We start from the raw sequence: 24032 nt of genomic DNA, 5'->3' as shown, positions 1-24032 counted from the left end.
GGCAGGCCGTCAGCGCTTGGCGTGGCGGCGGCGCTCGCCCACGGGCGGGCCGTCGGCCGCGGCGGCCCTGCCCTCCTTGCGGGCCTTCAGCACCTCGAAGATCACGGGGATGAGGGAGAGGAGGACGATCAGGACGAGGATCGCCTCGACGTTCTCCTTGATGAACGTGATCTGGCCGAGCCAGTAGCCCGCGACCGTCAGCCCCGCACCCCAGGCGATGCCGCCGATGACGTTGTACGTCAGGAAGGTGCGGTACTTCATGGAACCGGCGCCCGCGACCATCGGGGCGAACGTGCGGACGATCGGGACGAAGCGGGCGAGCACGATGGCCTTCGGACCGTGCTTGTCCATGAACTCGTGCGCCTTGTCCAGGTTCTCCCGCTTGAAGAGCTTCGACTTCGGCCGGTTGAAGATCTTCGGCCCGAAGAACTTGCCGATCATGTAGCCGACCTGGTCGCCGATGACCGCGGCGGCCGCGATCAGGGTGCACACCAGCCACAGCGGCTGCTTGATGTACTCGCCGTTCGCGACCAGCAGGCCCGCCGTGAACAGCAGCGAGTCGCCGGGCAGGAAGGCGAACAGCCCCGACTCCGCGAAGACGATGACCAGGATGCCGATCAGGCCGTAGTGCGAGATCAGATAGTCCGGGGACAGCCACTCAGGGGCGAGCGCAAGGGTGTACACGAGTTCCGGGCTCTCCTGGATCGGGGGGCGTCCGCGGGTGTCGGCGGTGCGGCGGACGAGAGGGCGGTCTCAATTATCAACGCACCCGGCCCCCGCCCGGTTCCAGGTACCGGGAGAGGGCCGTTTCACAGGTGCGGTGCAGGTGGACGTCGCTACACAGCGCGGACCGCGTTGGCGACGATCGCGTCCCGCACGAACGCCGCCAGGCCGGGGCGCATCGCGTCGTAGTAGGCCGTGAACCGCTCGTCCGCGACGTACATCTCACCCAGGCAGGTGTGCATCTCGTGCGAGCAGGAGTAGCAGTTGCGGTCGATCCAGCCGCGGTGCTCCTCGGCCAGGTCCATGGCCTCGCCGGAGTCCGCGGCCGCACCGGCCTCCATCAGCGCGACGAACCGGCGGTTGATGCCGTCCGCCTCGTCCTGGAAGCGCTTCCAGTCCTCCTTCGTGTAACCCGCCGTCCGGCGCGCGGACTCCTTGTACGCGTCCGTGTCGCCCCAGCGCTGGTACGCCTCGTCCGCGTACTGGTCGGGGTCGAAGTCCCCGAAGACCTCGAACTTCTCCTCGGGCGTGAGATTGATGCCCATCCTCTGTGCCTCCATGGCGCGCTCCACGGCCTCGGCCATCTGCTGGAGCCGGGCGATCCGGTCGGACAGGAGGGCGTGCTGCCGGCGCAGGTGCTCCCTCGGGTTCGTGTCCGGATCGTCCAGCAGGACCGCGACCTCTTCGAGCGGGAAGCCGAGCTCCCGGTAGAACAGGATCCGCTGCAGCCGGTCGAGGTCGGCGTCGTCGTAACGCCGGTGACCTGCGGTGCTGCGGTTGCTCGGGGAGAGCAGGCCGATCTCGTCGTAGTGGTGCAGGGTGCGCACCGTGACCCCGGCGAATCCGGCGACCTGTCCCACGGAGTAGCCCATCGTTTCCGCTCCTCTGTTTGGGTACGCCCTTCACTCTGGGTCCTCACGCCACGTGAGGTGCAAGTCCTCCGCGGGAGGGCGGGGCTATCCCATGGCCTTGGTGCCGTCCAGGGACTCCCGGATGACGTCCGCGTGGCCCGCGTGCCGCGCGAACTCCTCCACCAGGTGCAGCAGCATCCAGCGCATCGAGACCTTGCCGTTCTCGGGGAACCAGGGCGCCGGCGGCAGCGGGAAGGTTTCGTCGAGGCTGGGCAGCTCCCGCACGAAGCTCGTGAGCTCCGCCGTGACCCCTTCCCAGAAGGCCTGGACGGACGCGACGCTCTCGCCGTCGACGAGGCGGAAGGCCTCGCCCCAGGTCTCGGCGGTGCGCTGGATCTCGTTGGGCCGCTGCTGCGCCATGCGCAGCCAGCCCAGCTCGACCTCCGCCACGTGCTTGAGCAGCCCCGAGAGAGACAGCTCGCTGGCGCTGGGACGGCTCGCCGCCTGCTCCTCGGTCAGTCCGGCCAGCGCTTCGCGGATCGCCGTGCGCTGGGATTCGACGAAGAGCAGGAGGGTGCCGCGCTCGTCGCCCGGGATCTCTTCGGAGAGGTGAGCCATGACCAACCGCCTTTTTCCGTGGTTCTTCCGGTTCTTCCTGCTGACAAGAACCACGCTACTGAGCCTTGAGGTCAGATCCTGTCCTAAATCCCGATCTCTTGCCGACGTCCTCTTCGTCGACCTCTTGCCTCGCTGATCGCCCCTACTGGGCGACGCCGTCCGGCCGGATCACCGGCAGGGCCGTCTGGGGCTTGGGCAGCAGCGCCTTGGCCAGGTCCTGGTTGCCCTTCTCGTCCAGCCCGTACATCGCCTCGTAGATCTTGCGGACCGCCGGACCCGAGGCGCCCGAGCCCGTACCGCCCTGGGAGATCGTCATCACGATCGCGTAGTCCTCGGTGTACGAGGCGAACCACGAGGTGGTCTGCTTGCCCTGGACCTCCGCGGTGCCCGTCTTCGCGTGCATCGGGATCTGCTTCTGCGGCCAGCCGCCGAACCGCCACGCGGCGCTGCCCGTCGTGGCCACGGAGGCGAGCGCGCCGTCGATGTCGTCGCGCAGCTTCTCGTCCATCGGCAGTCGGCCCTGCTCCTTCGGCGCGATCTCCTTCACCGAGGTGCCGTCGGCGCTGACGATCGCCTTGCCGATGCCGGGCTGGTGGAGGGTGCCGCCGTTGGCGATGGCGGCGTAGATCGAGGCCATCTGGATCGGCGTGACCAGCGTGTCGCCCTGCCCGATCGAGTAGTTGATCGCGTCGCCCTCGCGCAGCTGGTTGCCCTGGCGGCAGTTCTCGTAGGCGATCTTCTCGGCGAAGCTGCCGTCCTTCTTGCCGTCGCGGCACCAGGCGGCCTTGTTCGCCTCGAAGAAGTCCTTCTTCCACTGGCGGTCGGGGACGCGCCCGGCCACCTCGTTGGGGAGGTCGACGCCGGTGGGCTTGCCCAGGCCGAACTGGTGGGCCGTCTTGAAGAACCAGTCGCTCGGCTCCTTCTTCGGGTTGATCCCGCCGTCTTTCTTCCACTCCTTGTCGGCGATCGCGTAGTAGACGGTGTCGCAGGAGACCTCCAGGGCGCGGCCGATGGTGATGTCGCCGTAGCCCTGGGACTCGAAGTTGGTGAAGGTCTGGCTGCCGACCGAGTAGGAGCTGGGGCAGCCGTACCGGCCGTTGAAGGGGTAGCCGGCGTTGACCGCGGCCGTGGACGAGACGACCTTGAAGATCGAGCCGGGGGCGGCCTGGCCCTGGATCGCCCGGTTGAGCAGCGGGTAGTTGGATTCCTTGTCGGTGAGCGCGGCGTAGTCCTTGGCGGAGATGCCGCCGACCCACGCGTTCGGGTCGTAGGTCGGGTTGGAGGCCATGGCGACGATCCGGCCCGTCTTGGCCTCCATGACCACGACCGCGCCGGAGTCGGCCTCGTAGTTCTTGTGCGTGTTCTTGTCGTACGTCTTGCGGGCCTCGACCATCGCGTTGTTGAGCTCGCGCTCGGCCACCGCCTGCACGCGCGAGTCGATCGAGGTCACGATGTTCGCGCCGGGCGTGGGCTTGTCGGCCTGGGCCTGCCCGATGACCCGCCCGAGGTTGTCCACCTCGTAGCGGGTGATGCCCGCCTTGCCGCGCAGCTCCTTGTCGTACGTGCGCTCCAGGCCCGAGCGGCCCACCTGGTCGGAGCGCAGGTACGGGGAGTCAGTCTTCTTGGCCTTGGTGATCTCCGCGTCGGTGACCGGGGAGAGGTAGCCGAGCACCTGCGAGGTGTTCGCCCCGTCGGGCCCGGCGTACCGGCGCAGGGCGGTCGGCTCGGCGGTGATGCCCGGGAACTGCTCGGCGTGCTCCCTTATCTCCAGCACCTGGTCGGTGGTCGCCTCGTCGGTGATGGGGATCGGCTGGTACGGGGAGCCGTTCCAGCAGGGCTTGGGGGTCTTGGCGTCGCACAGGCGGACGCTGTTGACCACGTCCTCGGGGTTCAGGCCCAGGACGCCGGCGAGCCGGGTCAGGACGTCCTTGCCCCGGTCCTTCATCTTCGTGAGGTCGGTGCGGCTGGCCGAGACGACCATGCGGGTCTCGTTGTCGGCGAGCGGGACCCCGCGGGCGTCCAGGATCGAGCCGCGCACGGCGGGCTGGACCACCTGCTGGACGTGGTTGTTCTTCGCCTCGTCCGTGTACTCCTGGCCGTTGCGTATCTGGAGGTACCAGAGGCGGCCGCCGAGGGTGAGCAGCAGCGAGAAGACGACCACCTGGATGATGACGAGGCGGTTCTGGACCCGGGGCGTGCGCCCCGTCTCCGGAATGTTGCTCAACTCAGGTCTCCCCCGGAACGCTGCCTGCCGCTGTCCCGGTCGAGTCTAGGGGTGAGGGGTCTGTGGGGAGTGAGGTGCCTGTGGGTCAGAAGGGGAAGCTGCTGCGGCCGTGCTGGACCGAGATCCACTTCTGGGTGGTGAAGGCCTCGACGGTCGCCTCGCCGTTCAGCCGGCCCAGTCCCGACGCCTTCTCCCCGCCGAAGGCGGCCAGCGGCTCGTCCCCGATGGTGGAGTCGTTGACGTGGATCATGCCGGTCTCGATCCGCTGGGCGAAGCGGACGCCGCGCTCGACGTCCCGGGTGTGGACGGCCCCGCTGAGCCCGTACGGGGTCGCGTTGGCCAGCCGTACGGCCTCCTCCTCGCCGTCGAAGACCACCAGCAGCGCCACCGGGCCGAAGATCTCCTGGCCCAGCAGGGGGGAGTCCTCGGGGATGCCGGTCAGCACGCTCGGCTCCACCAGGTTGCCGCGCGTAGACCCGTGCACGAGGGCCCGCGCCCCGTCCGCCACCGCCTGGTCGACGAGGGCGGTCAGGGCGTCGGCCTGGAAGGAGTTGATCAGCGGGCCGATGTGGGTGTCGGCCTCGCGCGGGTCGCCGGTCTTGAGGCCGCGCACGCGGGCGGTGAACTTTGCGGTGAACTCGTCGGCGACCGCGGCGTCGACCAGGATGCGGTTGGCGGCCATACAGACCTGGCCCTGGTAGACGAAGCGGCTGAACACCGCGGCGTCCACCGCGTAGTCGACATCGGCGTCGTCCAGGACGACGAGGGCGCTGTTGCCGCTGAGCTCCAGGACCGTGCGCTTGAAGTGCCGGGCCGCCACGGCGCCGACGTGCCGGCCGACCCGGTCGGAGCCGGCGAAGGATATGACCTTGGGGACGGGGTGCGTCAGGAGCGCGTCGCCTATCTCCGCTATGTCGGTGACCAGCACGTTGAGGAGCCCGGCGGGCAGCCCCGCCTCCTCGAAGATCTTGGCGATGACCCCGCCGCCGACCACGGGCGCGTTCTGGTTCGGCTTGATCACCACGGCGTTGCCCAGCGCGAGGGCCGGGGCGACCGACTTCAGGGTGACCAGGAAGGGGAAGTTGAACGGGCTGATCACGGTGACGACGCCGACCGGGAGGCGCTGGATCCGGTTCTCCTTGCCCTCGACGGGCGAGGCCACGATCCGGCCCTCGGGACGGATGGCCAGCTGGATCGACTCGCGGAGGAACTCCTTGGCGAGGTAGACCTCGTACTCGGCCTTGGGACGGGTCCCGCCGAGCTCGTCGATCATCGCCTCGATGATCTCCTTCTCGCGCTGCTCGGTCACCCGCAGGGCGCGCTCCAGGACCGCGCGTCTGGCGTAGGGGCTGGTGGCCGCCCAGTCTCTCTGGGCGCGCTCGGCGCCGCGGTAGGCCTGGTCGACCTGCTCGACGGTGGCCACGGTGATGGCCGCGAGCTTCTCCCCGTTGTACGGGTTGACGTCGATGATGTCCCACGAACCGGTGCCGGCCAGCCATTCGCCGTCTATGTACTGGTGGGCCACGTCGGTGAATATGGACATGCCATCCCTTACTGCGAGCGCGCGCCCGTGCGCTGCACCGGAGACCGATCGGTCATCATGCACTGATCAGACGTCATACTACGTGCGAATCAAGACAGTTGGAGAAGTCCGCGGAGAAGATCCCGCGTGCTGTCGGGGTCCGGGCAGTCGGCCTGGAGCCGTTCCATGGCCCTCTCGTACTGCCCCACTTCCTCGTCCTTGTCCAGGTAGAGGGCGCTGGTCAGCTGTTCCAGATAGACGATGTCCTGGAGGTCGGACTCCGGGAAGCGCAGCAGGGTGAAGGCTCCGCTCTCGCCCGCGTGTCCGCCGAAGGAGAAGGGCATCACCTGGAGCTGGACGTTGGGACGCTGGGAGACCTCGATGAGGTGCTCCAGCTGGCCGCGCATGACGGCGCGGTCGCCGTAGGGGCGGCGCAGGGCGGCCTCGTCGAGGACGGCGTGGAAGACCGGGGCGTTCTCGGAGACCAGGACCTTCTGGCGCTCCAGGCGCAGCGCGACGCGGCGGTCGATCTCGGCCTTCGAGGCGCCGGGCATGCCGCGGCTGACGACGGCCTGGGCGTAGGCCTCGGTCTGCAAGAGGCCGTGCACGAACTGGACTTCGTAGATCCGGATGAGCGAGGCCGCCCCCTCCAGACCGATGTACGTCTGGAACCACCCGGGCAGCACGTCGCCGTAACTGTGCCACCAACCGGCCGCGTTGGCCTCGCGGACCAGTCCCAGCAGGGACTCGCGCTCGGCGCCGTCCGTGACCCCGTAGAGCGTCAGGAGGTCCTCTACGTCTCTTGCCTTGAAGCTCACCCTTCCCAACTCCAAGCGGCTGATCTTCGATTCGGATGCGCGGATCGAGTAGCCGGCCGCCTCACGGGTGATGCCGCGGGATTCTCGGAGTCGCCTGAGCTGCGAGCCCAGGAGGATGCGGCGCACCACGGAACCGCTGGCTTCTGCGGTCACTAGTCCTGCCCTCCCCATCGCAATGTCTGCGCGTGGTCTGCGCGGTGGTGTGCGTCGCTGGGACCCCCGTACCCCAGGGGCCGAAGTCTGCCACCAAAACGCATCGGCCCGTACTCGTTCTGTAACGGAATCCCGGCTGCCGCAAAAGAAGTCCGTAAGTATGCGTAGGAAGAAATGAGCAAGAACCATCACGGGAGGGGACAGGTCCGGCGCGTGCACGTGCATCTGCCCTTGCATCCGGCTTCGGCATTCGGAACGATGGTGCCGCGCACCTGCGTGCCCCGCAGTTCTTTCGAATCCCGGGAGTGCCTCGCATGGGGACGAATGGATCGACCATGCTCGAGCCGTTACGGCAGGGGCTTCCCCCGGTCGACCCCACGGCTGTCTCCGGGTCCGCTTCCTGCGCCCTGCCCGCCCGCTTCGAGGCGGTGCGCGGGGCGCGCTCCTTCACCCGTTCGACGCTGTCCCAGTGGGGCCTGGACGAGCGCTTCGACGACGTGGCCCTGGTGGTCTCCGAACTCGTCACCAACGCGCTGCGCCACGCCCTGCCCGAGGACACGCGCCCCCGGGCCGTGGCGGCGGGCGAGCCGGAGGCCGCGGTACGCCTGCACCTGATGCGGTGGAGCACCCGGCTGGTGTGCGCCGTGCGGGACCCGAGCGAGGACCGCCCGGGCGGGTCGTTCACACCGGAGCACACGGAGGAGAACTGCGACCTGGAGTCGGGGCGCGGGCTGTTCCTCGTGGACTCCTACAGCGACAGCTGGGGCTGGCACCCGCTCGCGGGACGGCTGACCGGCAAGGTGGTGTGGGCGCTGTTCATGCTCCACGACTAGGAGCGCGACTAGGAGCGCGAACGCCGGGCACGACCGGGCGGAAATACGACGACTGGCCGGGACCGATCGCTGCGATCGGTCCCGGCCAGTGCACGTGAACGGCTTGATCAGTGCGCTGTTCCTCAGGCGATGAGGTGGTCGAACTCGCCGTCCTTGACACCCAGCAGCAGCGCTTCTATCTCGGCCGGCGTGTAGACGAGCGCCGGTCCGTCCGGGAAGCGCGAGTTGCGCACGGCGACGGCACCGCCCGGCAGCTTCGCGAACTCCACACAGGAACCTTGCGAGTTGCTGTGTCTGCTCTTCTGCCAGGTCACTCCGTCGAGTTCTGCAGCTGCCATCCCGTTGTACGCGTGGTCCACAGGAAGCCCCCGATAGTGCAGATGTCAACTGCACTGGATCATAGCTGTGTTCACTGGCAGCTGCATGGGCAGATGCACGTGCACGCGCAGTGCCGAGCTGATCACAGCTCAGGTCCGGAGCCTCCCGGAGACCTCTTCGAGCGGGTCCGGCGGCCGCCGGTTCGGCGCCCGCAGCCGGCTCCCGGGGCCGAGCGTACGGCTTCGGGGAGCGCCTATCCGGGCAGCGGGCGGCGGCGTCCGCCCATGTGGGCCCGGTCGGCGGCGGCGGTGCCGTCGGTCCAGCCCGCGTGGTCGGAGGCCCCGCGCAGGCGGGTCGTGGTGGTCCGGGGGAACATCTCGTCCGCGCGGGCCGTCACGGCGACGTCGCGGGCCACCAGGGCCGGCAGGTGGTCCGGGGCCTCGGTCGCCGTGTGCTCGGCGGTCTCGGCGAGGCGCTGGCCGAGGCGGCTGGCGTAGGCGAGCAGGAAGGACTGCCGGAACGTCTTGGTCCGCTTGCGGCCGCCGGAGCGCTGTGCCGCCTCGGCCCGGGTCATGGCGGCCGTGCCCTGCACGAGGAGGGAGGTGTAGAGCAGCTCGACGGCCTCCAGGTCGCTCTCGAAGCCGACCACCGTGGAGAAACCGAAGCCGCTGTTCCACACGGCCCGGCAGCGGTTGGCGCCGGCCACGGCGTCGAGCAGCACCGCCTTGGCCTCCTCGTACGGCGGGTCGACCCCGATCCGGCAGGCCCCGGGGACCTGGGCCGGACGCTCGCCGCGGGCGGCGAGCAGGGCCTCGTCGACGGTGTGCCGGGCCATCAGCTCCTGGGCCTTGGCGCTGAGGGCCTCCGCCTCCTCGGGGAAGGTGGTGGCCTCGGCCTTGGCCAGCAGGGCGCGGATCCGGGCGAGCATGCGGGGCTCGATGTGGGCGTGCCCGTGGAGGGTGTCGGCGGCCGGGTCCCCGGGGGCGGGGGCCACCGGCTCGATGGAGGGCAGCCGTATCAGCAGCCGGAACACCTCCAGCAGGGCGGTGGCCAGGCTGAACCGGTCGGCCCGCTCCCGCTGCACGAGCCGCTCCCCGTACTGCGGGTCCTCGCCCCACCAGACCTCGGCGTCGGTCCAGCGCTCGGGGAGGCGGGCGTAGCGGCGGGCCTCGGCGGCGATGAGGTCGCGGGTGATCCGCACGTGCCGGTCGTCGAGGTCGCGGCGGACGAGCCGGAGCACGTCGGCGGGCTGCCAACCCCGCTCCCAGGCCTGCCGCACGTACGTCTCCCCCCGCCCGAGCAACTCCCGCCCGACGTCCCCCCACCGCCCGGGCTCGGAGACGAGCAACGAAGCCCCGCTGTCCAGGCCGCTGTCGTCCGCCACGTAAAGGGCGACCTCACAGGCCCGCCCGACGATCTCTCTCACCCCCTCAGCTTGACACGCCGCGGGGACGGGGCGCGGGGGGCGGGGGCGGGGGGCCTCGCCGTCGGGGGGGGGCGCCGCCGGGGCGGGGGCGGGCTTCGCCGCGGGGCGGGGGCGGGGTTCGCGGCCAGGCGGGGCGGGATCCTGAGCCGGGGGCGGAGGCGAGTCCGGGGCGGGAGGCGGGCCCGGTGCGATGCCCGGACAACGGGCCGGGGTGCCGCTGAGCGGGACCGGCCTGTGGCGGGGCGGGGCCACTCCGGAAGTTCGTCTCGACTCGCGGATCCTGGCCGCATCAGGAACGGACTCGGCGGTGACCGCTCATCCTCGACTCACCACCGCAGTGTCCCCACCCCACCCGCCGATGGCCGACCGGATCCCCTTCCGCCCTTGCGATGCAGCACGGTCCCAATCCAGCCTCGCCCCTGCGATCAGGCACGGGCCCGCCGATCCAGCCCCGCCTTTGCGATCAGGCACGGGCCCAATCCGCCCCGCCCCCGCGATGCGGCGCGGGCCAAATCCAGCCCCGCCGGCGTTTGAGGCGCGGGGGCCCGGGGGCTGGCCCCCGGCAACGGCGCCGCACACGCAACGGGACCCGGGTGCGGGCCGGCCCGATCAGCCGGTGCGCGGCACATACAGCCCGCCGGCGATTGAGGCCCGGCACCGGCGCGGAGGCGGGGCGTTGTCGGAGGCGGGTGGGAGACTCGCATGCATGAGCGACCGCACCCCCCGCTGGGCCCTCGCCGAGGACGGCGACGGCCACTGGCAGGCCGGCCCCCTCACCGGCGGCCCGCCGATCGGCGTGCGGGATCCCGCCGAGGCGGTGCGGGCCGCGCCCGCCGGGACCCGGTGGGTCTGGCGGTCCACCGCCGCCGTGTACCCCCGTCTGCTCACCGCAGGGCTCCGCGTCGAGCGGTGCCACGACATCGAGAACACCGAGCTCCTCCTCCTCGCCCACGAGGGCCGCTCCGGCGAACCCCGCTCCGCAGCGGCCGCCTGGGCCCGGCTCACCAACGCCCCCGTACCCCCCGACCCCCCGCAGCGCGCCACCGCGCCCACCGCCCAGAGCCCCCTCTTCGAGGCACGGCCCGCCGCACCCCTGCCCCTGGACGCGCTCATCGCCGTCCACGAGGACCAGGCCCGGCGCCTCGCCGCCACCGTCCACCCCGACCGCATGCGCCTGCTGGCGGCCGCCGAGTCCGCCGCGTTCCTCGTCGCCGCCGAGATGAACCGCGCCGGCCTGCCCTGGCGGGCCGACGTGCACCGCGCCCTGCTCACCGAGCTCCTCGGCGAGCGCTACGCCGGCGGCGGGGAGCCCCGCCGGCTCGCCGAGCTGGCCGACGAGATCTCCGCCGCCTTCGGCCGGCGCGTGCGCCCCGAGCTGCCCGCCGACGTCGTCAAGGCCTTCGCCGAGGCCGGGATCCGGCTGAAGTCCACCCGCCGCTGGGAGATCCAGGAGCTGGACCACCCCGCCGTGGAGCCCCTCCTCACGTACAAGAAGCTGTACCGGATCTACACCGCCCACGGCTGGGGCTGGCTCCAGGACTGGGTGCGCGACGGCCGCTTCCGCCCCGAGTTCGTCCCCGGCGGGACCCTCACGGGCCGCTGGGTGACCAAGGGCGGCGGCGCCCTGCAGATCCCCAAGGTGATCCGCCGGGCCGTCATCGCCGATCCCGGCTGGCGGCTCGTCGTCGCCGACGCCGACCAGATGGAGCCGCGCGTCCTGGCCGCGATCTCCCGCGACCCGGCCTTCATGGAGGTGGCCGGGCGCCCCGAGGACCTCTACACCGCCATCTCCCGCCAGGGCTTCTCCGGTGACCGGGACATGGCCAAGCTCGCCGTCCTCGGCGCCGTCTACGGCCAGACCTCCGGGGACGGCCTGAAGAACCTGGCCGCGCTCCGCCGCCGCTTCCCCCGCGCCGTGGCGTACGTGGACGACGCGGCCAAGGCGGGCGAGGAGGGCCGCCTCGTACGGACCTGGCTCGGCCGCACCTGCCCGCCGCCCGCCGGCGCCGCCGAAGACGGCGAGGCGGGCATCCCCCAGGACCGGGAGGACGCCTGGACGCCGAGCTACGCCTCCACCAACACCCGGGCCCGCGGCCGGTTCACCCGCAACTTCGTCGTCCAGGGCAGCGCCGCCGACTGGGCGCTGTTGCTGCTCGCGGCCCTGCGCCAGGCCATCGCCGCCGCCGGGCTGCGGGCCGAGCTGGTGTTCTTCCAGCACGACGAGGTGATCGTGCACTGCCCGGCCGAGGAGGCAGGCGCCGTCACCGAGGCGATCCGGGCCGCCTCTGACCGGGCCGGCCGGATCGCCTTCGGCGACACCCCGGTCCGGTTCCCGTTCACGACCGCGGTTGTGGAGTGCTACGCGGACGCCAAATAGTCCGCTCAGCCCAGCCACTTCGGGTCGAGCGCGATCTTCCTGAGCTGCTCCAGAGTGAGGACGGGCTCGTCCCGGGTCGCCGGCTTGTTCTGGTTGCCGGTGTTGAAGGCGGATACCACCACGCGCCGACCGTCCGGGCGCAGGACGTCCACGCTCCACCACACCACGCCCCGGCCGCCCTTCTCCCCGGCCTTCTGCTCCGCCGCGACCTTGGTGCCGTCGGGCAGGACCGTGATCCCGGGCCCGGTGAAATGACCGGCGAGCAGCTCACCCATGTGCGACTGCACGTTGGCCTCGACGAGGGATGCGCCCTTGCCGTCGTCGAGTACGACGTACCCGTAGTCCTGTCGGCCGCCCTTGCTCACGACCGTGATGCCGCCGCCCGGCAGCAGGGACTGCAGGACCGCTCCGGCGTCCGCCACCCCGGACGACGGGGAGGTCTGGTGGCCCACCGGTGCGGCCGCCGGCATGTCGGCCAGGGCGGGGTGCCACAGCGGGGAGGTCACCAGCGCCTGCAACTGCTCCGGGTCGAACGGCGGGTTGGTGCGGGACACCGGCTTGCCCTTCTCGGCCGGCGCGTTCCACTCCTGCACGTCAACCTGGTAGCCCTCCGGGGTGACCAGCGTGGCCCGCCACAGCTTCGTGGGCACGCGGCGGTCCGGGTACTCGTAGCCCTGGAAGACCAGGAGTTTCGCACCGTCGGCGAGCGTCCGGGCGGTGCAGCCGTCGAAGTCGACGAGGTTCTTGTCGGGGCAGGCCACCGCCTGCGCGGTGGCCTCGTCCTTCGGGTCCACGCGGGAGAGCCCGATACCGACAGCCGCCTTGCCCTGACCGTCGTCGTAGACCGCGGAGACCATCGGGGGAACGGGCTCACCGGTGCCGCGGGCCTCCGTCTCCGAGAGGCTGCCGCCCGGCAGCAGCTGCTTGAGGACGCCGATCAGCTGCTCGGCGGAGACGGCCCCCGAGCCCGCGCCCTCGCCTCCCGGCGGGGCGGTCGGGAGCGCGGGCGGTGCGGCCACGGTGGGCGGCCCGGAGGCGCCCGCCCCGTCGAACAGGCCGCCGGTGTAGGCGGCCCCCGCCCCGATCACGGCCAGGGCCACCACCGATCCGCCGACCACCGCGGCCCGGCGACGGGCCACGAGACGGCGTCCGTGCTGCTCACCGGCATCCACGAGCGCGCGCCGGTCGGCCGTGAAACCGTCCCCCGCGCGGCGCAGGGCTTCGCCGAGGTCATCTTCAAAGGGCATGGGGAACCAGACCTTCCACCGAGTAGTAAGGGGCGAGAGGCACGCGGGAGGGTGCGTCAGCGGGACACGAACTCCGTCAGCGAACCGCCCAGTTGCTCCCGCATCCGGGACAGGGCCCGCGAGGTGCGGGTCCGCACGGCCGCCGGGCTGGCGTCCATCGCGTCGGCGGTCTCCTCGACGCTGCGGTCCTCCCAGAACCGCAGCACCAGCACCGCCCGGTCCTTGGGGGCCAACCGCCCCAACGCGTCCAGGAGCGTGAGGCGCAGCTCGGGATCCGGGCCGCCGGCCGCCGCGCCCGGCTCGGGGAAGTCCCCGACCGGGCGCTCGCGGGCCGAACGGCGGCGCCGCTGCGTCAGGAAGCTCCGTACGAGGACCATCTGCGCGTAGGCGGCCGGATTGTCGATACGGGAGATCCTGCCCCAGAGCAGGTACATCCGGCCCAGGGTCTCCTGGACCAGATCCTCCGCGAGGTGGGTGTCCCCGCTCGCCAGCAGACAGGCCGACCGGTACAGCGGCCCGGACCTGTCTTCGGCGAATTCACGGAACCCGTCCCTGCGCCCCTGCCGCATGTACTCCCCCTCGCGCCCGTCTCACCCCACTGACGCGATGGCGGTGCAGAAATGTTTCACCGCCCTGGCACCGCCCCCCGTCAGAGCCCCCGGAGGCCCTGGAGTCCGTGGAAGTAGATGTGGAACTCCTCGCGCTCGAAACCCTCCGCCTCGTAGAGCCCCTGCGCGATGTGGTTGTCGTACGCGGTCTCCAGCTGTACGCCGGCCACCCCGGCCTCCTTCGCGCGGCGCAGCACCTCGCGCAGCAGCGCCCGGCCCGCGCCGCTGCGACGGCCGGCCGGGGCGACGTACAGGTCGCTGAGGATCCACATCGGCCGCAGGGACAGCGACGCGAAGGTGCGGTAGACCTGGGCGAATCCGACGGTGCCGGCCTCGTCACCGGGCAGGTCGGCCAGCAGCACCAGCGACTCGTCGCGTGCGATCCGCTCCGCCAGGAAGGCACGGGGCAGATCCGGGTCCTGGACGGTCACCTCGTAGAAGTCCAGGTACCCGCGGAACAGCGTCGCCGCCGTGTCGACATCGTCCTTCGTCGCGGTGCGCACCACCACGCCGTCGAGCCCCCGGCTCTCCGTGCCCGCCGCGCTCTCCGTGCTGTTCGCGCTCTCCATGTACGTCTCCTTCTCCGACCCGTGCGGCCTCCATTGTGCGCGGGCCGCCGCACGCTCTCACAGCGGCGGCGGCCCGGCTCGGGCGGTGAGGGCCCTCAGTGCCCGGTGACGGGCTGGGCGGGGAGACTGAAGACGTGGTCCGGGGTGACGGTCCTGGTGATGGCCTCGCCGAACAGTGTGCTGGGTTCCGAACCCGCCGAGAGGATGTCGGTGTTGAGCAGCACCACCAACGTGGCCTGGGATTCGGGCAGGTAGATGGTCAGCGACTCGTAGCCCGGCAGCGAGCCGTTGTGCCCGATCCAGCCGTTGACCTTGAAGATGCCGAGGCCGTAGCCGGCGTCGGGCATGTTGGCCGCCGGCAGGACCTTCAGCCGCTCGGCCTGGGTGGCGGGCTTCAGCAGCTCACCGGTGGCCAGGACCTTGGCCCACTTCCGCAGGTCACCGAGGTCGGAGATCATCGCTCCGGCGGCCCAGCCCCAGGAGGGGTTCCAGTCGGTCGCGTTCTCGACCTTCCCGGAGGCGGTCTGGTCGGTGTAGCCCTGCGGGTGCGGCTCGGGGAACTCCGCGCCGGCAGGGAAGATCGTGTGCGTCAGTCCGGCGGGCTTCACCACTTCCTCGTGGATGAAGTCGGCCAGCTTCTGCCCGCTCACCTTCTCCACGACCAGTCCCAGCAGGATCAGGTTCGTGTTGCAGTAGAAGAACTTGGCGCCCGGCTCGAACATGACCGGGTGCTTGAAGGCGTACGCGAGCAGTTCCTGCGGCGTGAACGGCCGCTTCGGATTGGTCGTCAGGGCCTTGTAGAAGCCCTCGTCCTCGGAGTAGCTGAACAGCCCGCTCCGCATCTCGGCCAGCTGACGCAGGGTGATCCGGTCCCCGTTGGGGACGCCCTGCACGTACTTGCCGATCGGGTCGTCCAGACCGAGCTTCCCGTCGTCCACCAGCTCCAGCATGGCGGTCACGGTGAAGGTCTTGGTCTCGCTGCCGATCCGCACGTACATGTCGGTGGTCATGGGCGCCTTGGTGGACTTGTCGGCGACGCCGAAGGTCCGCACGTACGCGCCCTTGCCGGGCGCCGACAGGGACACCATCACCCCGGGCACCTTGGCGTCGCTCATCACCTTGCGGACGGCGTCATCCAACTTCTGCGCCATCGCGGGCGTGAGCTGCGGGAACTCGGAGTCGGAATCGAAGTCCGGGGCCGAGGGCTTCGCCGAAGCCGTGGCCGGGGCCGAGGGCTCGGGGGGCGTCGGCTGGTCCAAGGCGTGTCCCGGGCCCGCCCCGAGGGCCGCCACCACCAAGCCCACCGCGGCCACCCCCACCGCAACTCTGCGCAAGCGTGTCGTCATGCCGACCTCCTGCCACACGAACCACTGGGGTCCAGCCTTCCCAAGCTAGCCCGGCTCCGCCCGGCGGGCGAGCCGGGACGAGTACGCCGGCCGGTTGCGCAGGGTCACCGCCCTGCCGGCGGGTCAGGCCGACGTCGTCGCCACGCCGTCTTCCCCGGGCGTACGGCCCGCGCGTACGGCCGTGTACACGGCCCCCGCCCAGAGCACGGCCGCGCAGCCGAGGCCCGGTACGGCCTGCCAGACGGCGTCCGGCGCCCCCGGCACCAGCGAGGCCAGGGCCGCGACGGGGACGGTGGCGATCATCAAACCGCCGATCACCCGGAGCATCGGGGCACGCAGGGTGCGGGCCATCGGGAAGAAGTGCGCGCCCACGACCAACGCCGACCAGGACAGCATGAGTTCGGGGCGGTGCAGCCCGGTGCGCACGTAGTTGTTGCCGACCCCGAGGACGATGGCCTCCACGATCACGACGGTCATGAACCGCGGCCCGTCACCGCCCGGCACCACCGGCGCACCCTGCTGCTCGGCGGGGGTGCGCGCGGCCGCACGGAAGAGGTGGACGACCCCGCCGATGCTCGCGGCGAGCAGGACCAGCCCGGCCGCCAGCACGGCCGGCCGGGCGGAGCCCTCGACGGCGGCCTGGCCCAGGGCGAACCACATCAGGCCGAAGGCCGTCCCGATCAGGGACCCCCTGCCCCCGTTGCGGAGTTGCTCGCGTCGGGTGCGGAACACGGGGCGGGGGGTGGTCTCTTCCACGGGGTGATGCCTCCTGGTGATGCCTGGTGCTGTCTGGTGCAGCCGGACGGTTCGTCGGACGATCCGGGTCACGCGGTGTCGTGGCCGCGCGCCGGTCGGCACCCGCCGCGGCGGGGCGGGGCCGTCCGCCTCTTGGGACGGACCCCCATCTTTTCGCAGCGCCCGGACCGGCCCCCGGTCGGGTCCGACACGTCGTCACCTGCGCTTGCCCGCAGGCGAGTCGGCGACCGGCCAGTCCTCGTCGAGGCCCCGCCGCCCCGCCCGAACACGGTCGCCGAACCGGCCCGCACGGTCACCGCGAACGGCAAGGCCCGCACGTCAAGGGCTCTCCCCCGGCGCCGGTCCGAACGCACGCTCCGCCGGCGGCACCGCATGACATGCTCCCTCTCATGCCGCACGAACGCGCCCTCGACCTCGTCCAGATCACCGACCCGCGCGACGTCACCCCCGGACTCCGGCGCGAGCTGATCGACTGCTGGATCGCTGTCGCCAACGCGGGCGGCGCCGCCGGATTCCCCTTCCCCCCTGTCGGCGCTCACGACGTCGAGCCTGTTGCGGACAAGGTCGTCGGCCGACTCGACCCGCAACAGAGCCGGCTCCTCATCGCCAAGGCCGGGGGCGCGCTCGCCGGATGGGTCGTCCTCAACCGCGACCCCTACCGGCTCGTCCAGCACTGGGGCACCGTTCACCACCTCCAGATCCACCCCCGACCGGCGCGGCCGAGGCATCGGCGCCGCCCTCGTCCAGGAGCTCCGGAAGATCGCCCGCGATGAGCTGGGTCTGGAGCAGCTCCATCTCGCCGCCAGGGGAGGCGAGGGGCTTGAGGACTTCTACGGACGGCTCGGATGGCGCGAGATCGGCCGCTGGCCCGGAGCCCTCCGACTCTCACCCGACGACACCCGCGACGAGGTCCTCATGGTCCTCGCCCCCCTCTGATCACGGGACCCTTCCCCGGAAATAGCAAAAGCCCCAGGTCACGGCGAGTGAGTCCTGGGGCTTCTACAGAGCCGCCTTCGGGATTCGAACCCGAGACCTACGCATTACGAGTGCGTTGCTCTGGCCAACTGAGCTAAGGCGGCACCGCTGGTCCGACAAGTATTCCCTTGGGAGGGAGTGCTCATCAGCAGCGGCGCCAAGTCTACAGGCTCGAACGGGGTGCCCCGAACCGGGTTCCGCAGGGTGCGGCATATCGGGCGTATCGGTATCACATGGCCCCGCCCCGCGGGCTAGGAGCACTTCTTGCCGTTCTGCGGGGGCTTGCCCTCCAGGAGGTAGGTGTTGATCGCCGTGTCGATGCAGTCGCTGCCCCGGCCGTACGCCGTGTGGCCGTCGCCGTCGTACGTGAGGAGGACGCCCGAGTCGAGCTGGCCCGCCAGGGCCTGTGCCCACTTGTACGGGGTCGCCGGGTCGCGGAGCGTGCCGACCACCACGATCGGCGGGGCGCCCTTCGCGGTCAGCGGGTGAGCCGTGCCGGTGGCCTTGACCGGCCAGTACGCGCAGTTCAGCGAGGCCCAGGCCAGGCCCGCGCCGAAGACCGGGGAGGCCTTCTCGAAGGACGGCAGCGCGGCGTCGACCGCCTCCGGGCCGCTGAAGGCGGGAGGCTGGTCGAGACAGTTGACGGCGGCGTTCGCGTACATCAGGTTCGCGTACCGGCCGTCCGGCTCGCGCTCGTAGTAGCTGTCGGCGAGCGCGAGGAGCCCGGAGCCGTCGCCGTTCATCGCCCCGGCGAGGGCCTCACGCAGCTGCGGCCAGGCCGTCTCGTCGTACAGCGCCGCGATCACCCCGGTCGTGGCCAGGGACTCGCCGAGCGGGCGCGCGGAGTCACCGCTGGGCACGGGCCGGGCGTCGACCTTGCGGAAGAACTCCTTCAGGCGGTCCGCCACCGCCTCCGGGGTGCCCTTGCCGAGCGGGCAGTCCGGTTGCTTCACGCAGTCCTTGGCGAAGGAGCGGAAGGCCGTCTCGAAGCCCGCCGTCTGGTCCCGGTTCAGTTCGAGAGCCGGGCGGGAGGGGTCCATCGCGCCGTCCAGGACCAGGCGGCCCACCCGGCCGGGGAAGAGGTCCGCGTACGTCGCCCCGAGGAAGGTGCCGTACGAGGCCCCCACGTACGTCAGCTTCTCGTCGCCCAGCACCGCCCGCAGGATGTCCATGTCGCGGGCGGCGTCGACGGTGGAGACGTGCGGCAGGACCCGCTTCGAGCGGGACTGGCAGCCCGCCGCGAAGTCCTTGAACGCGGCCACCAGCCGCGCGCGCTCCGCCGCGTCGTCCGGGGTCTGGTCCACCTGCGTGTATGTGTCCATCGCCGGGCCCGTCAGGCACTCGACCGGGCTGCTGCGGTCCACTCCGCGCGGGTCGAAGGAAACCATGTCGTACTGGGCACGGACGGGCGCCGGGTACCCGACGCCCGCGTACGCCTGGAGGTACCCGATGCCGGAGCCGCCCGGGCCGCCCGGGTTGACCACGAGCGAGCCGAGCCGCGTGCCGGGGCCGGTGGCCTTGCGGCGGGCGACCGCGATGTCGACGTCCTGGCCGGACTCGGGGTGGGCGTAGTCCAGCGGGGCCTTCATCGTCGCGCACTGGAAGCCCGGGACACCGCAGTCGCGCCAGCTCAGCTTCTGCTCGTAGTACGGGCGCAGGGCCGCCGGGACCGCGGTCGGCTCGGCCGAGGGCGCGGCGCCCGCGGCGGAGGAGGACGCAGCGGCCGGCGGCCCGCCCGAGCCCCCCGAGGTGCATCCGGAGAGCAGCAGTCCGGCGGCTGCGATCACGGTTCCGGTGGTGCGCAGCACGCGCCTGGTGTCCATTCCAGGAGCCTACGTCCTGACCGGTGACCGGGCCCGGGGGATGTCCGTGCCCGCCCGGCCGGCCCCGTGCGGGACGGCGCCGCGACCGCGCCGGTACCCCCGCTGACCCGGGGCGGCCGCGGCGGGGGTCCGCCGCACGCGTCCCGCCGCGGCGGGACCGCCCGTACGGGTGAAGGGTCAAGCCCGCTGTCAGCGGATGCGGGTGCTCCGGCCCGGCTCAGCCCGCGCGCAGCGCCATCGTCATCGCCTCGACCGCGAGGAGGGGGGCCACATTGCGGTCGAGGGCCTCCCGGCAGGCGATGATCGCCTCGATGCGGCGCAGCGTGCGCTCCGGGCCGGAGGCGCGGGCGATCCGGTCCAGGTCCGGCCGTATCTCCTCGTTGGCGATGGCCAGGGAGGAGCCGAGCTGGAGGGCCAACACGTCCCGGTAGAAGCCGGTGAGGTCGGTCAGGGCCAGGTCGAGCGTGTCGCGCTGGGTGCGGGTGCGGCGGCGCTTCTGCCGGTCCTCCAGCTCCTTCATCACGCCCGCCGTGCCGCGCGGCATCCGGCCGCCGGTACCGGCTCCGGCCCCCAGTGCGGCCCTCAGCTCCTCGGTCTCCTTCGTGTCGACCTCTTCCGCCACCTGCTTGGCGTCCTCGGCGGCGGCGTCGACCAGTTCCTGCGCCGCCTTGAGGCAGCTGCCCACGTCGTCGATGCGGAGCGGGAGCTTCAGCACGGCGGCCCGGCGGGTCCGTGCGGCCTCGTCCTGCGCGAGCCGGCGGGCCCGGCCGATGTGTCCCTGGGTGGCGCGGGCGACGGCCGCGGCGACGGCGGGCTCGATGCCGTCGCGCCGGACCAGTACGTCGGCGACGGCGGCGACGGGCGGGGTGCGCAGGGTCAGGTGGCGGCAGCGGGAGCGGATGGTGGGCAGCACATCCTCCAGGGAGGGCGCGCACAGCAGCCACACCGTCCGCGGGGCGGGCTCCTCCACGGCCTTCAGGAGCACGTTGCCCGCACCCTCGGTCAGCCGGTCGGCGTCCTCCAGGACGATGACCTGCCAGCGGCCCACGGCCGGCGAGAGCTGCGCCCGGCGGACCAGGTCGCGGGTCTCCTTCACACCGATGGAGAGCAGGTCCGTGCGGACGAACTCCACATCCGCGTGCGTGCCGACCACGGTGGTGTGGCAGCCGTCGCAGAACCCGCAGCCGGGCTCGCCGCCGAGGGCCCGGTCGGGGCTGGTGCACTGCAGGGCCGCGGCGAAGGACCGGGCGGCGGTGGCCCGGCCGGAGCCGGGCGGGCCGGTGAACAGCCAGGCGTGGGTCATCTTGGATGCGGAGGGCGGCGCGGCCCCGGCCTCGACGGCGGTGACCAGGGCGTCGGCGTCACGGGCGGCGGCGGCCAGCTGCGCCTGTACCCGCTCCTGCCCCACCAGGTCGTCCCACACGGGCATCGCGCCCACCGCCTTCCACCGGCCGTCTTCCCCTGGCCGTCCGTGCCGTACCGTCCACGGCCGGACCTGCGTCCGTGCCGTGCGTGCCGTCCGTCGTATCGCTGCGTGCCCCAGTGTGGCGCGCACCACTGACAATCCCCCGTCAGCGGCGGCGGCGCGGGCCGCCCTCGCCGTCCTCGTCCTCGTCCCGGTGCGGGCCCAGCAGTTCGTCCGCCAGCGTCGGCAGGTCGTCCAGCGGGGTCTCCTCGGCCCAGTCGGGGCGCTCCCGGCGCGGGCGGCCGTCCTCGCCGAGGGCGGGCAGCTCGCGGGTCGCCTCGTTGCCCGGGTCGCGGAAGATGCCCGGCGGCACCCGGTCGGCCGGGCTCTCCTGCGAATGCCGGGCCGTGGGCCGCACGGCCTGCCCGTACGCGGCCTCACCGTACGCGGTCCGGGCCGTCGGGCCGCTCGGCGCGTCCTCGCGGGACGGGCGTACGGGGGGCAGGACCGCCGTCTCATCGGCCGGGACGGCCGGGGTCACCGAGGTCTCCGCCGCCGGGTCGGTCTTGGGCACCGGGACCGTCTGGGTCACGTCGTCCGGCTGGACGACCCGCTTGATCAGCGGCGTCTCGACCGTCACCGCGTCGTCCGGATACGGCTCCTTGGTCATGTCGACCTTGGGCGCGGCCGGAGCCTGGTGCGCAGCCTGGTGCGTCTGGTGCGCGGCCGGTGCCTGGTGGGCAGCCGGTGCCTGGTGGGCAGCCGGGGCGTGGTGCGCAGCCGCCGCGGGCGCAGCCGGAGCCGCCGCCGCAGCAGCAGCCGCCCGGGCCGCCGCCGCAGCCGCCTCGGCCTCCGCCTGCCTGCGGGCCTCCTCGGCCTTCAGCAGGGCCTCCTCGGCGCGCCGCTGCTTCTCCAGCCGCCGCTCCTCGGCCTCGGCCCGCAGCCGGGCCTCTTCCTCCGCCTGCCTGCGCAGTCGTTCCTGCTCCGCCGCGCGGGCCTTCTCCTCGGCCTCCGCACGCAGCCGCTCGGCCTCGGCCCGGGCCCGGGCCTCCTCCTCGGCGCGCTGCCGCTCCTCCTGCGCCCTGCGGGCGGCCTCGGCCTCGGCCCTGATCCGGGCCTCCTCGGCCTCGCGGGCCCTGCGGGCCTCCTCCTCGGCGCGCAGCCGCTCCTCCTCCGCCTTGCGCGCCGCCTCTTCCTCGGCCTTGCGCCGGGCCTCCTCCTCCGCGAGGCGCCGGGCCTCGGCCTGGGCGGCAAGCTCGGCCTCCGAGAGCGGGAGCATCCGGTCCAGGCGGTGGCGTACGACGGTGGTCACCGACTCCGGGTCCTGGCCGGCGTCCACCACCAGGTAGCGCCCGGGATCGGCGGCGGCGAGCGTCAGGAAGCCGGCCCGCACCCGCTGGTGGAACTCCGCCGGCTCGGACTCCAGCCGGTCCGGGGCCTCCGTGAACCGCTCCCGCGCCGCCTCCGGCGACACGTCGAGCAGCACGGTCAGGTTCGGGACGAGGCCGCCGGTGGCCCAGCGGGAGATCCGGGCGATCTCGGTCGGCGACAGGTCGCGGCCCGCGCCCTGGTAGGCCACCGAGGAGTCGATGTACCGGTCGGAGATGACGACCGCGCCGCGTTCCAGGGCGGGCCGGACGACGGTGTCCACGTGCTCCGCCCGGTCGGCGGCGTACAGCAGCGCCTCGGCGCGGTTCGACAGCCCGGCCGAGGAGACGTCGAGCAGGATCGAGCGCAGCCGCTTGCCGACCGGGGTGGCGCCCGGCTCACGGGTGACCACCACCTCGTGGCCCTTGCCCCGTATCCACTGGGCCAGCGCCTCGACCTGGGTGGACTTGCCGGCGCCGTCGCCGCCCTCCAGGGCGATGAAGAAGCCGGCGGCGGACGGCGCCTGCACCGGTTCACCGCCCCGCAGCGCCTCGCGCAGGTCGCGGCGCAGCGGTACGCCGCTGCGGTCGTCGGCCTTGGCGAGCACGATCACCGCGACGGGCAGCAGCAGGGCGCCGACCAGCATCAGCGTGAAGGCGCCGCCGCCGTGCGCGAAGACGAGGTCCCCGGCGGCCAGCCGGTGCGGGCCGATCGCGGCGGCCAGGACCGGCGCGAGGACGGCTCCGACGGCCACGGCCACCCGGACCACGGCCTGCAGGTGCTCGGTGACGCGGCCGCGGCGGAACTCCTCGGTCTCCTGGTCCAGCAGGGTGTGCCCGGTGTTGGCGGCGACGCCCGCGGCGAGGCCGGCGAGCAGCGACAGGAAGACCACCGTCGCCGTGTCCGGCACCAGCCCGGTCAGCAGCAGCGCCAGCCCGCTCACCGCTATGGCCAGGGCCAGCAGCCGCCGCCGGGAGAAGGCGGGGAGCACCTTCCCGGCCTGGGCGGCCCGGATGCCGAGGGCCGTACCGCCCAGCAGGGCCAGGACGATCAGCGCGAAGGAAGCCGGGCCGCCGCCCAGGTCGAAGGCGTGCAGCACGGCCACGGCTGCGGCGCAGGACACGGCCGCGGCCACCGCGGCACAGGCCAGCACGAGCAGCGGGATGGCCCCCGTACGGCCCTTGTCGGGGCGGTCCCCGGCCTTGGGGGGACGCAGGCCCTCCAGCGGGGAACGCGGCCGCGGGGTCTTCGCCTCGGGCAGCGTCAGCGGCAGCAGCAGCGAGACGGACGCCGCGAACAGGCCGGAGGCCACGTACGAGCCGAGGGCGGCCCGGTTCTCGGCGAACCAGTCCACCCCGAGGCCGAGGGCCTTGCCGACGAGGGTCGCGACGAGCAGGACGGCGGCGGCCAGGGGCAGCGCCGCGAAGGACGTACGCAGCGTCAGCCGGCGCAGGGCGTCGAGGTGGTCGGGCAGCGGACGTACGGTCGCACCCTCGGGCGGCGGCGCGGGCAGCAGGGCGGGCGCGGCGCTGTCCTTGGCCAGGCTCCACAGCCGCTCGGCGGCGCCGGACACGAAGACGGTGGCGAGGAGCGCCGTCAGCGCGTGCGCCGGGATCCAGTCGAGCCACAGCGGGGCCACGACGAAGAGGCCGAGCCGGATGCCGTCGGCGGCGACCATCGTCCAGCGGCGGTCGAGCGCGCCGCCGGGGGCGGTGAGCCCCGCGAGCGGGCCGAGCAGGACCGCGCCGAACAGCAGCGTGGACAGGATCCGCACCCCGAAGACGGCGGCGATGGTCAGGGCCCAGCCCTGGTAGCCGCTGCCGAAGGTCTCCTCGGAGACGGCCGCCTGGAAGGCCAGCAGGACCAGCACCAGCAGGGCGAGGGCATCACCGATGCCGCTCACCAGCTGGGCGCTCCACAGACGGCGCAGTCTGGGGGTGCGCAACAGTGCGCGCACCGCCCGCTCGCGGGAGTCCGCGGCGAGGGCTTCGTCGTAGGTGGGGTTCTCGGGGGCGGTCACGACCGTTGGCTGCTCGGCTCGCGTCATCCGCCCAGCCTATCCGCTGCGCTTG

General features: G+C 72.5%; 18 protein-coding genes, 1 tRNA gene and 2 pseudogenes. 4 read left to right on the top strand and 17 right to left on the bottom strand.

Annotated features, from left to right (window positions below; all coding sequences use genetic code 11):
• Positions 1–24: 24 nt before the first annotated feature.
• The 6 genes and pseudogenes from AC0666_RS09250 to AC0666_RS09225 form a co-directional block, all read right to left on the bottom strand.
• A pseudogene (locus AC0666_RS09250) lies at positions 25–684 on the bottom strand (DedA family protein); the annotation flags it as partial.
• A 152-nt stretch (positions 685–836) separates the two neighbouring features.
• Positions 837–1595, bottom strand: coding sequence for a MerR family transcriptional regulator (locus AC0666_RS09245; protein WP_478707341.1), 759 nt, complete (start codon positions 1593–1595; stop codon positions 837–839).
• Between the two features lie 84 nt (positions 1596–1679).
• Positions 1680–2192: a DinB family protein gene (locus AC0666_RS09240; RefSeq protein ID WP_468584046.1), complete on the bottom strand. Its 513-nt coding sequence runs from the start codon at positions 2190–2192 to the stop codon at positions 1680–1682.
• Positions 2193–2346: 154 nt separating this feature from the next.
• Positions 2347–4416 (bottom strand): annotated as a pseudogene (gene mrdA, locus AC0666_RS09235) (penicillin-binding protein 2); the annotation flags it as partial.
• Between the two features lie 85 nt (positions 4417–4501).
• Positions 4502–5959, bottom strand: a complete 1458-nt coding sequence (locus tag AC0666_RS09230) for an aldehyde dehydrogenase family protein (RefSeq protein ID WP_468965565.1) — start codon at positions 5957–5959, stop codon at positions 4502–4504.
• Between the two features lie 89 nt (positions 5960–6048).
• Positions 6049–6927: a helix-turn-helix domain-containing protein gene (locus AC0666_RS09225; protein WP_468584043.1), complete on the bottom strand. Its 879-nt coding sequence runs from the start codon at positions 6925–6927 to the stop codon at positions 6049–6051.
• A 317-nt stretch (positions 6928–7244) separates the two neighbouring features.
• Here AC0666_RS09225 and AC0666_RS09220 point away from each other — a divergent pair, with 317 nt between their 5' ends.
• Entirely contained in the window at positions 7245–7742 is a 498-nt protein-coding gene (locus AC0666_RS09220; protein ID WP_468584041.1) for an ATP-binding protein, read from the top strand.
• Between the two features lie 122 nt (positions 7743–7864).
• On the opposite strand, the gene AC0666_RS09215 is transcribed toward AC0666_RS09220, so the two are convergent.
• Positions 7865–8080 carry a DUF397 domain-containing protein gene (locus AC0666_RS09215; RefSeq protein ID WP_051696354.1) on the bottom strand — a complete coding sequence of 72 codons (216 nt, stop codon included), beginning with the start codon at positions 8078–8080 and terminating at the stop codon, positions 7865–7867.
• Positions 8081–8313: 233 nt separating this feature from the next.
• Positions 8314–9486 (bottom strand): DUF2786 domain-containing protein, encoded by a 1173-nt coding sequence (locus AC0666_RS09210; RefSeq protein ID WP_478707340.1) that lies wholly within the window; start codon positions 9484–9486, stop codon positions 8314–8316.
• Between the two features lie 706 nt (positions 9487–10192).
• Here AC0666_RS09210 and AC0666_RS09205 point away from each other — a divergent pair.
• A complete protein-coding gene (locus AC0666_RS09205) occupies positions 10193–11863 on the top strand; it encodes a bifunctional 3'-5' exonuclease/DNA polymerase (protein WP_468965570.1) in 1671 nt (556 codons plus the stop codon).
• Positions 11864–11868: 5 nt separating this feature from the next.
• Here AC0666_RS09205 and AC0666_RS09200 read toward each other — a convergent pair whose 3' ends face one another.
• The 5 genes from AC0666_RS09200 to AC0666_RS09180 all read right to left on the bottom strand — a co-directional run bounded on the left by AC0666_RS09200 (position 11869) and on the right by AC0666_RS09180 (position 16389).
• On the bottom strand, positions 11869–13110 hold the full coding sequence (locus AC0666_RS09200; RefSeq protein ID WP_478707339.1) for a hypothetical protein: 1242 nt from the start codon (positions 13108–13110) through the stop codon (positions 11869–11871).
• 56 nt (positions 13111–13166) lie between these two features.
• Positions 13167–13679, bottom strand: a complete 513-nt coding sequence (locus tag AC0666_RS09195; RefSeq protein ID WP_468584035.1) for a SigE family RNA polymerase sigma factor — start codon at positions 13677–13679, stop codon at positions 13167–13169.
• 80 nt (positions 13680–13759) lie between these two features.
• On the bottom strand, positions 13760–14287 hold the full coding sequence (locus AC0666_RS09190; protein WP_468965574.1) for a GNAT family N-acetyltransferase: 528 nt from the start codon (positions 14285–14287) through the stop codon (positions 13760–13762).
• A gap of 95 nt (positions 14288–14382) precedes the next feature.
• Positions 14383–15633 carry a serine hydrolase domain-containing protein gene (locus AC0666_RS09185; protein ID WP_468965576.1) on the bottom strand — a complete coding sequence of 417 codons (1251 nt, stop codon included), beginning with the start codon at positions 15631–15633 and terminating at the stop codon, positions 14383–14385.
• A gap of 123 nt (positions 15634–15756) precedes the next feature.
• Positions 15757–16389 carry a hypothetical protein gene (locus AC0666_RS09180; RefSeq protein ID WP_468965577.1) on the bottom strand — a complete coding sequence of 211 codons (633 nt, stop codon included), beginning with the start codon at positions 16387–16389 and terminating at the stop codon, positions 15757–15759.
• A gap of 389 nt (positions 16390–16778) precedes the next feature.
• On the opposite strand from AC0666_RS09180, the gene AC0666_RS09175 reads away from it, so the two are divergent.
• On the top strand, positions 16779–17162 hold the full coding sequence (locus tag AC0666_RS09175) for a hypothetical protein (protein ID WP_478707369.1): 384 nt from the start codon (positions 16779–16781) through the stop codon (positions 17160–17162).
• Positions 17116–17325 (top strand): GNAT family N-acetyltransferase, encoded by a 210-nt coding sequence (locus AC0666_RS09170; RefSeq protein ID WP_478707366.1) that lies wholly within the window; start codon positions 17116–17118, stop codon positions 17323–17325. The genes AC0666_RS09175 and AC0666_RS09170 overlap by 47 nt, the downstream gene beginning before the upstream one ends.
• Before the next feature lie 69 nt (positions 17326–17394).
• Here the strand turns inward: AC0666_RS09170 and AC0666_RS09165 are convergent.
• From AC0666_RS09165 to tmk, 4 genes are all read right to left on the bottom strand, one after another.
• A tRNA-Thr gene (locus AC0666_RS09165) sits at positions 17395–17468 on the bottom strand.
• Positions 17469–17615: 147 nt separating this feature from the next.
• On the bottom strand, positions 17616–19187 hold the full coding sequence (locus AC0666_RS09160; RefSeq protein WP_468965580.1) for an alpha/beta hydrolase: 1572 nt from the start codon (positions 19185–19187) through the stop codon (positions 17616–17618).
• 217 nt (positions 19188–19404) lie between these two features.
• Positions 19405–20616 carry a DNA polymerase III subunit delta' gene (locus AC0666_RS09155; protein WP_468965582.1) on the bottom strand — a complete coding sequence of 404 codons (1212 nt, stop codon included), beginning with the start codon at positions 20614–20616 and terminating at the stop codon, positions 19405–19407.
• Positions 20617–20758: 142 nt separating this feature from the next.
• Complete coding sequence (gene tmk / locus AC0666_RS09150; protein WP_478707338.1) at positions 20759–24007, bottom strand: dTMP kinase; 3249 nt, start codon at positions 24005–24007, stop codon at positions 20759–20761.
• Between the last annotated feature and the right edge of the window lie 25 nt (positions 24008–24032).

The sequence above is a fragment of the Streptomyces sp. NPDC043680 genome (genome assembly GCF_056436685.1).
Note: the sequence above shows the minus strand (reverse complement) of the source record. Positions and strands in the feature narration are given on the sequence as shown.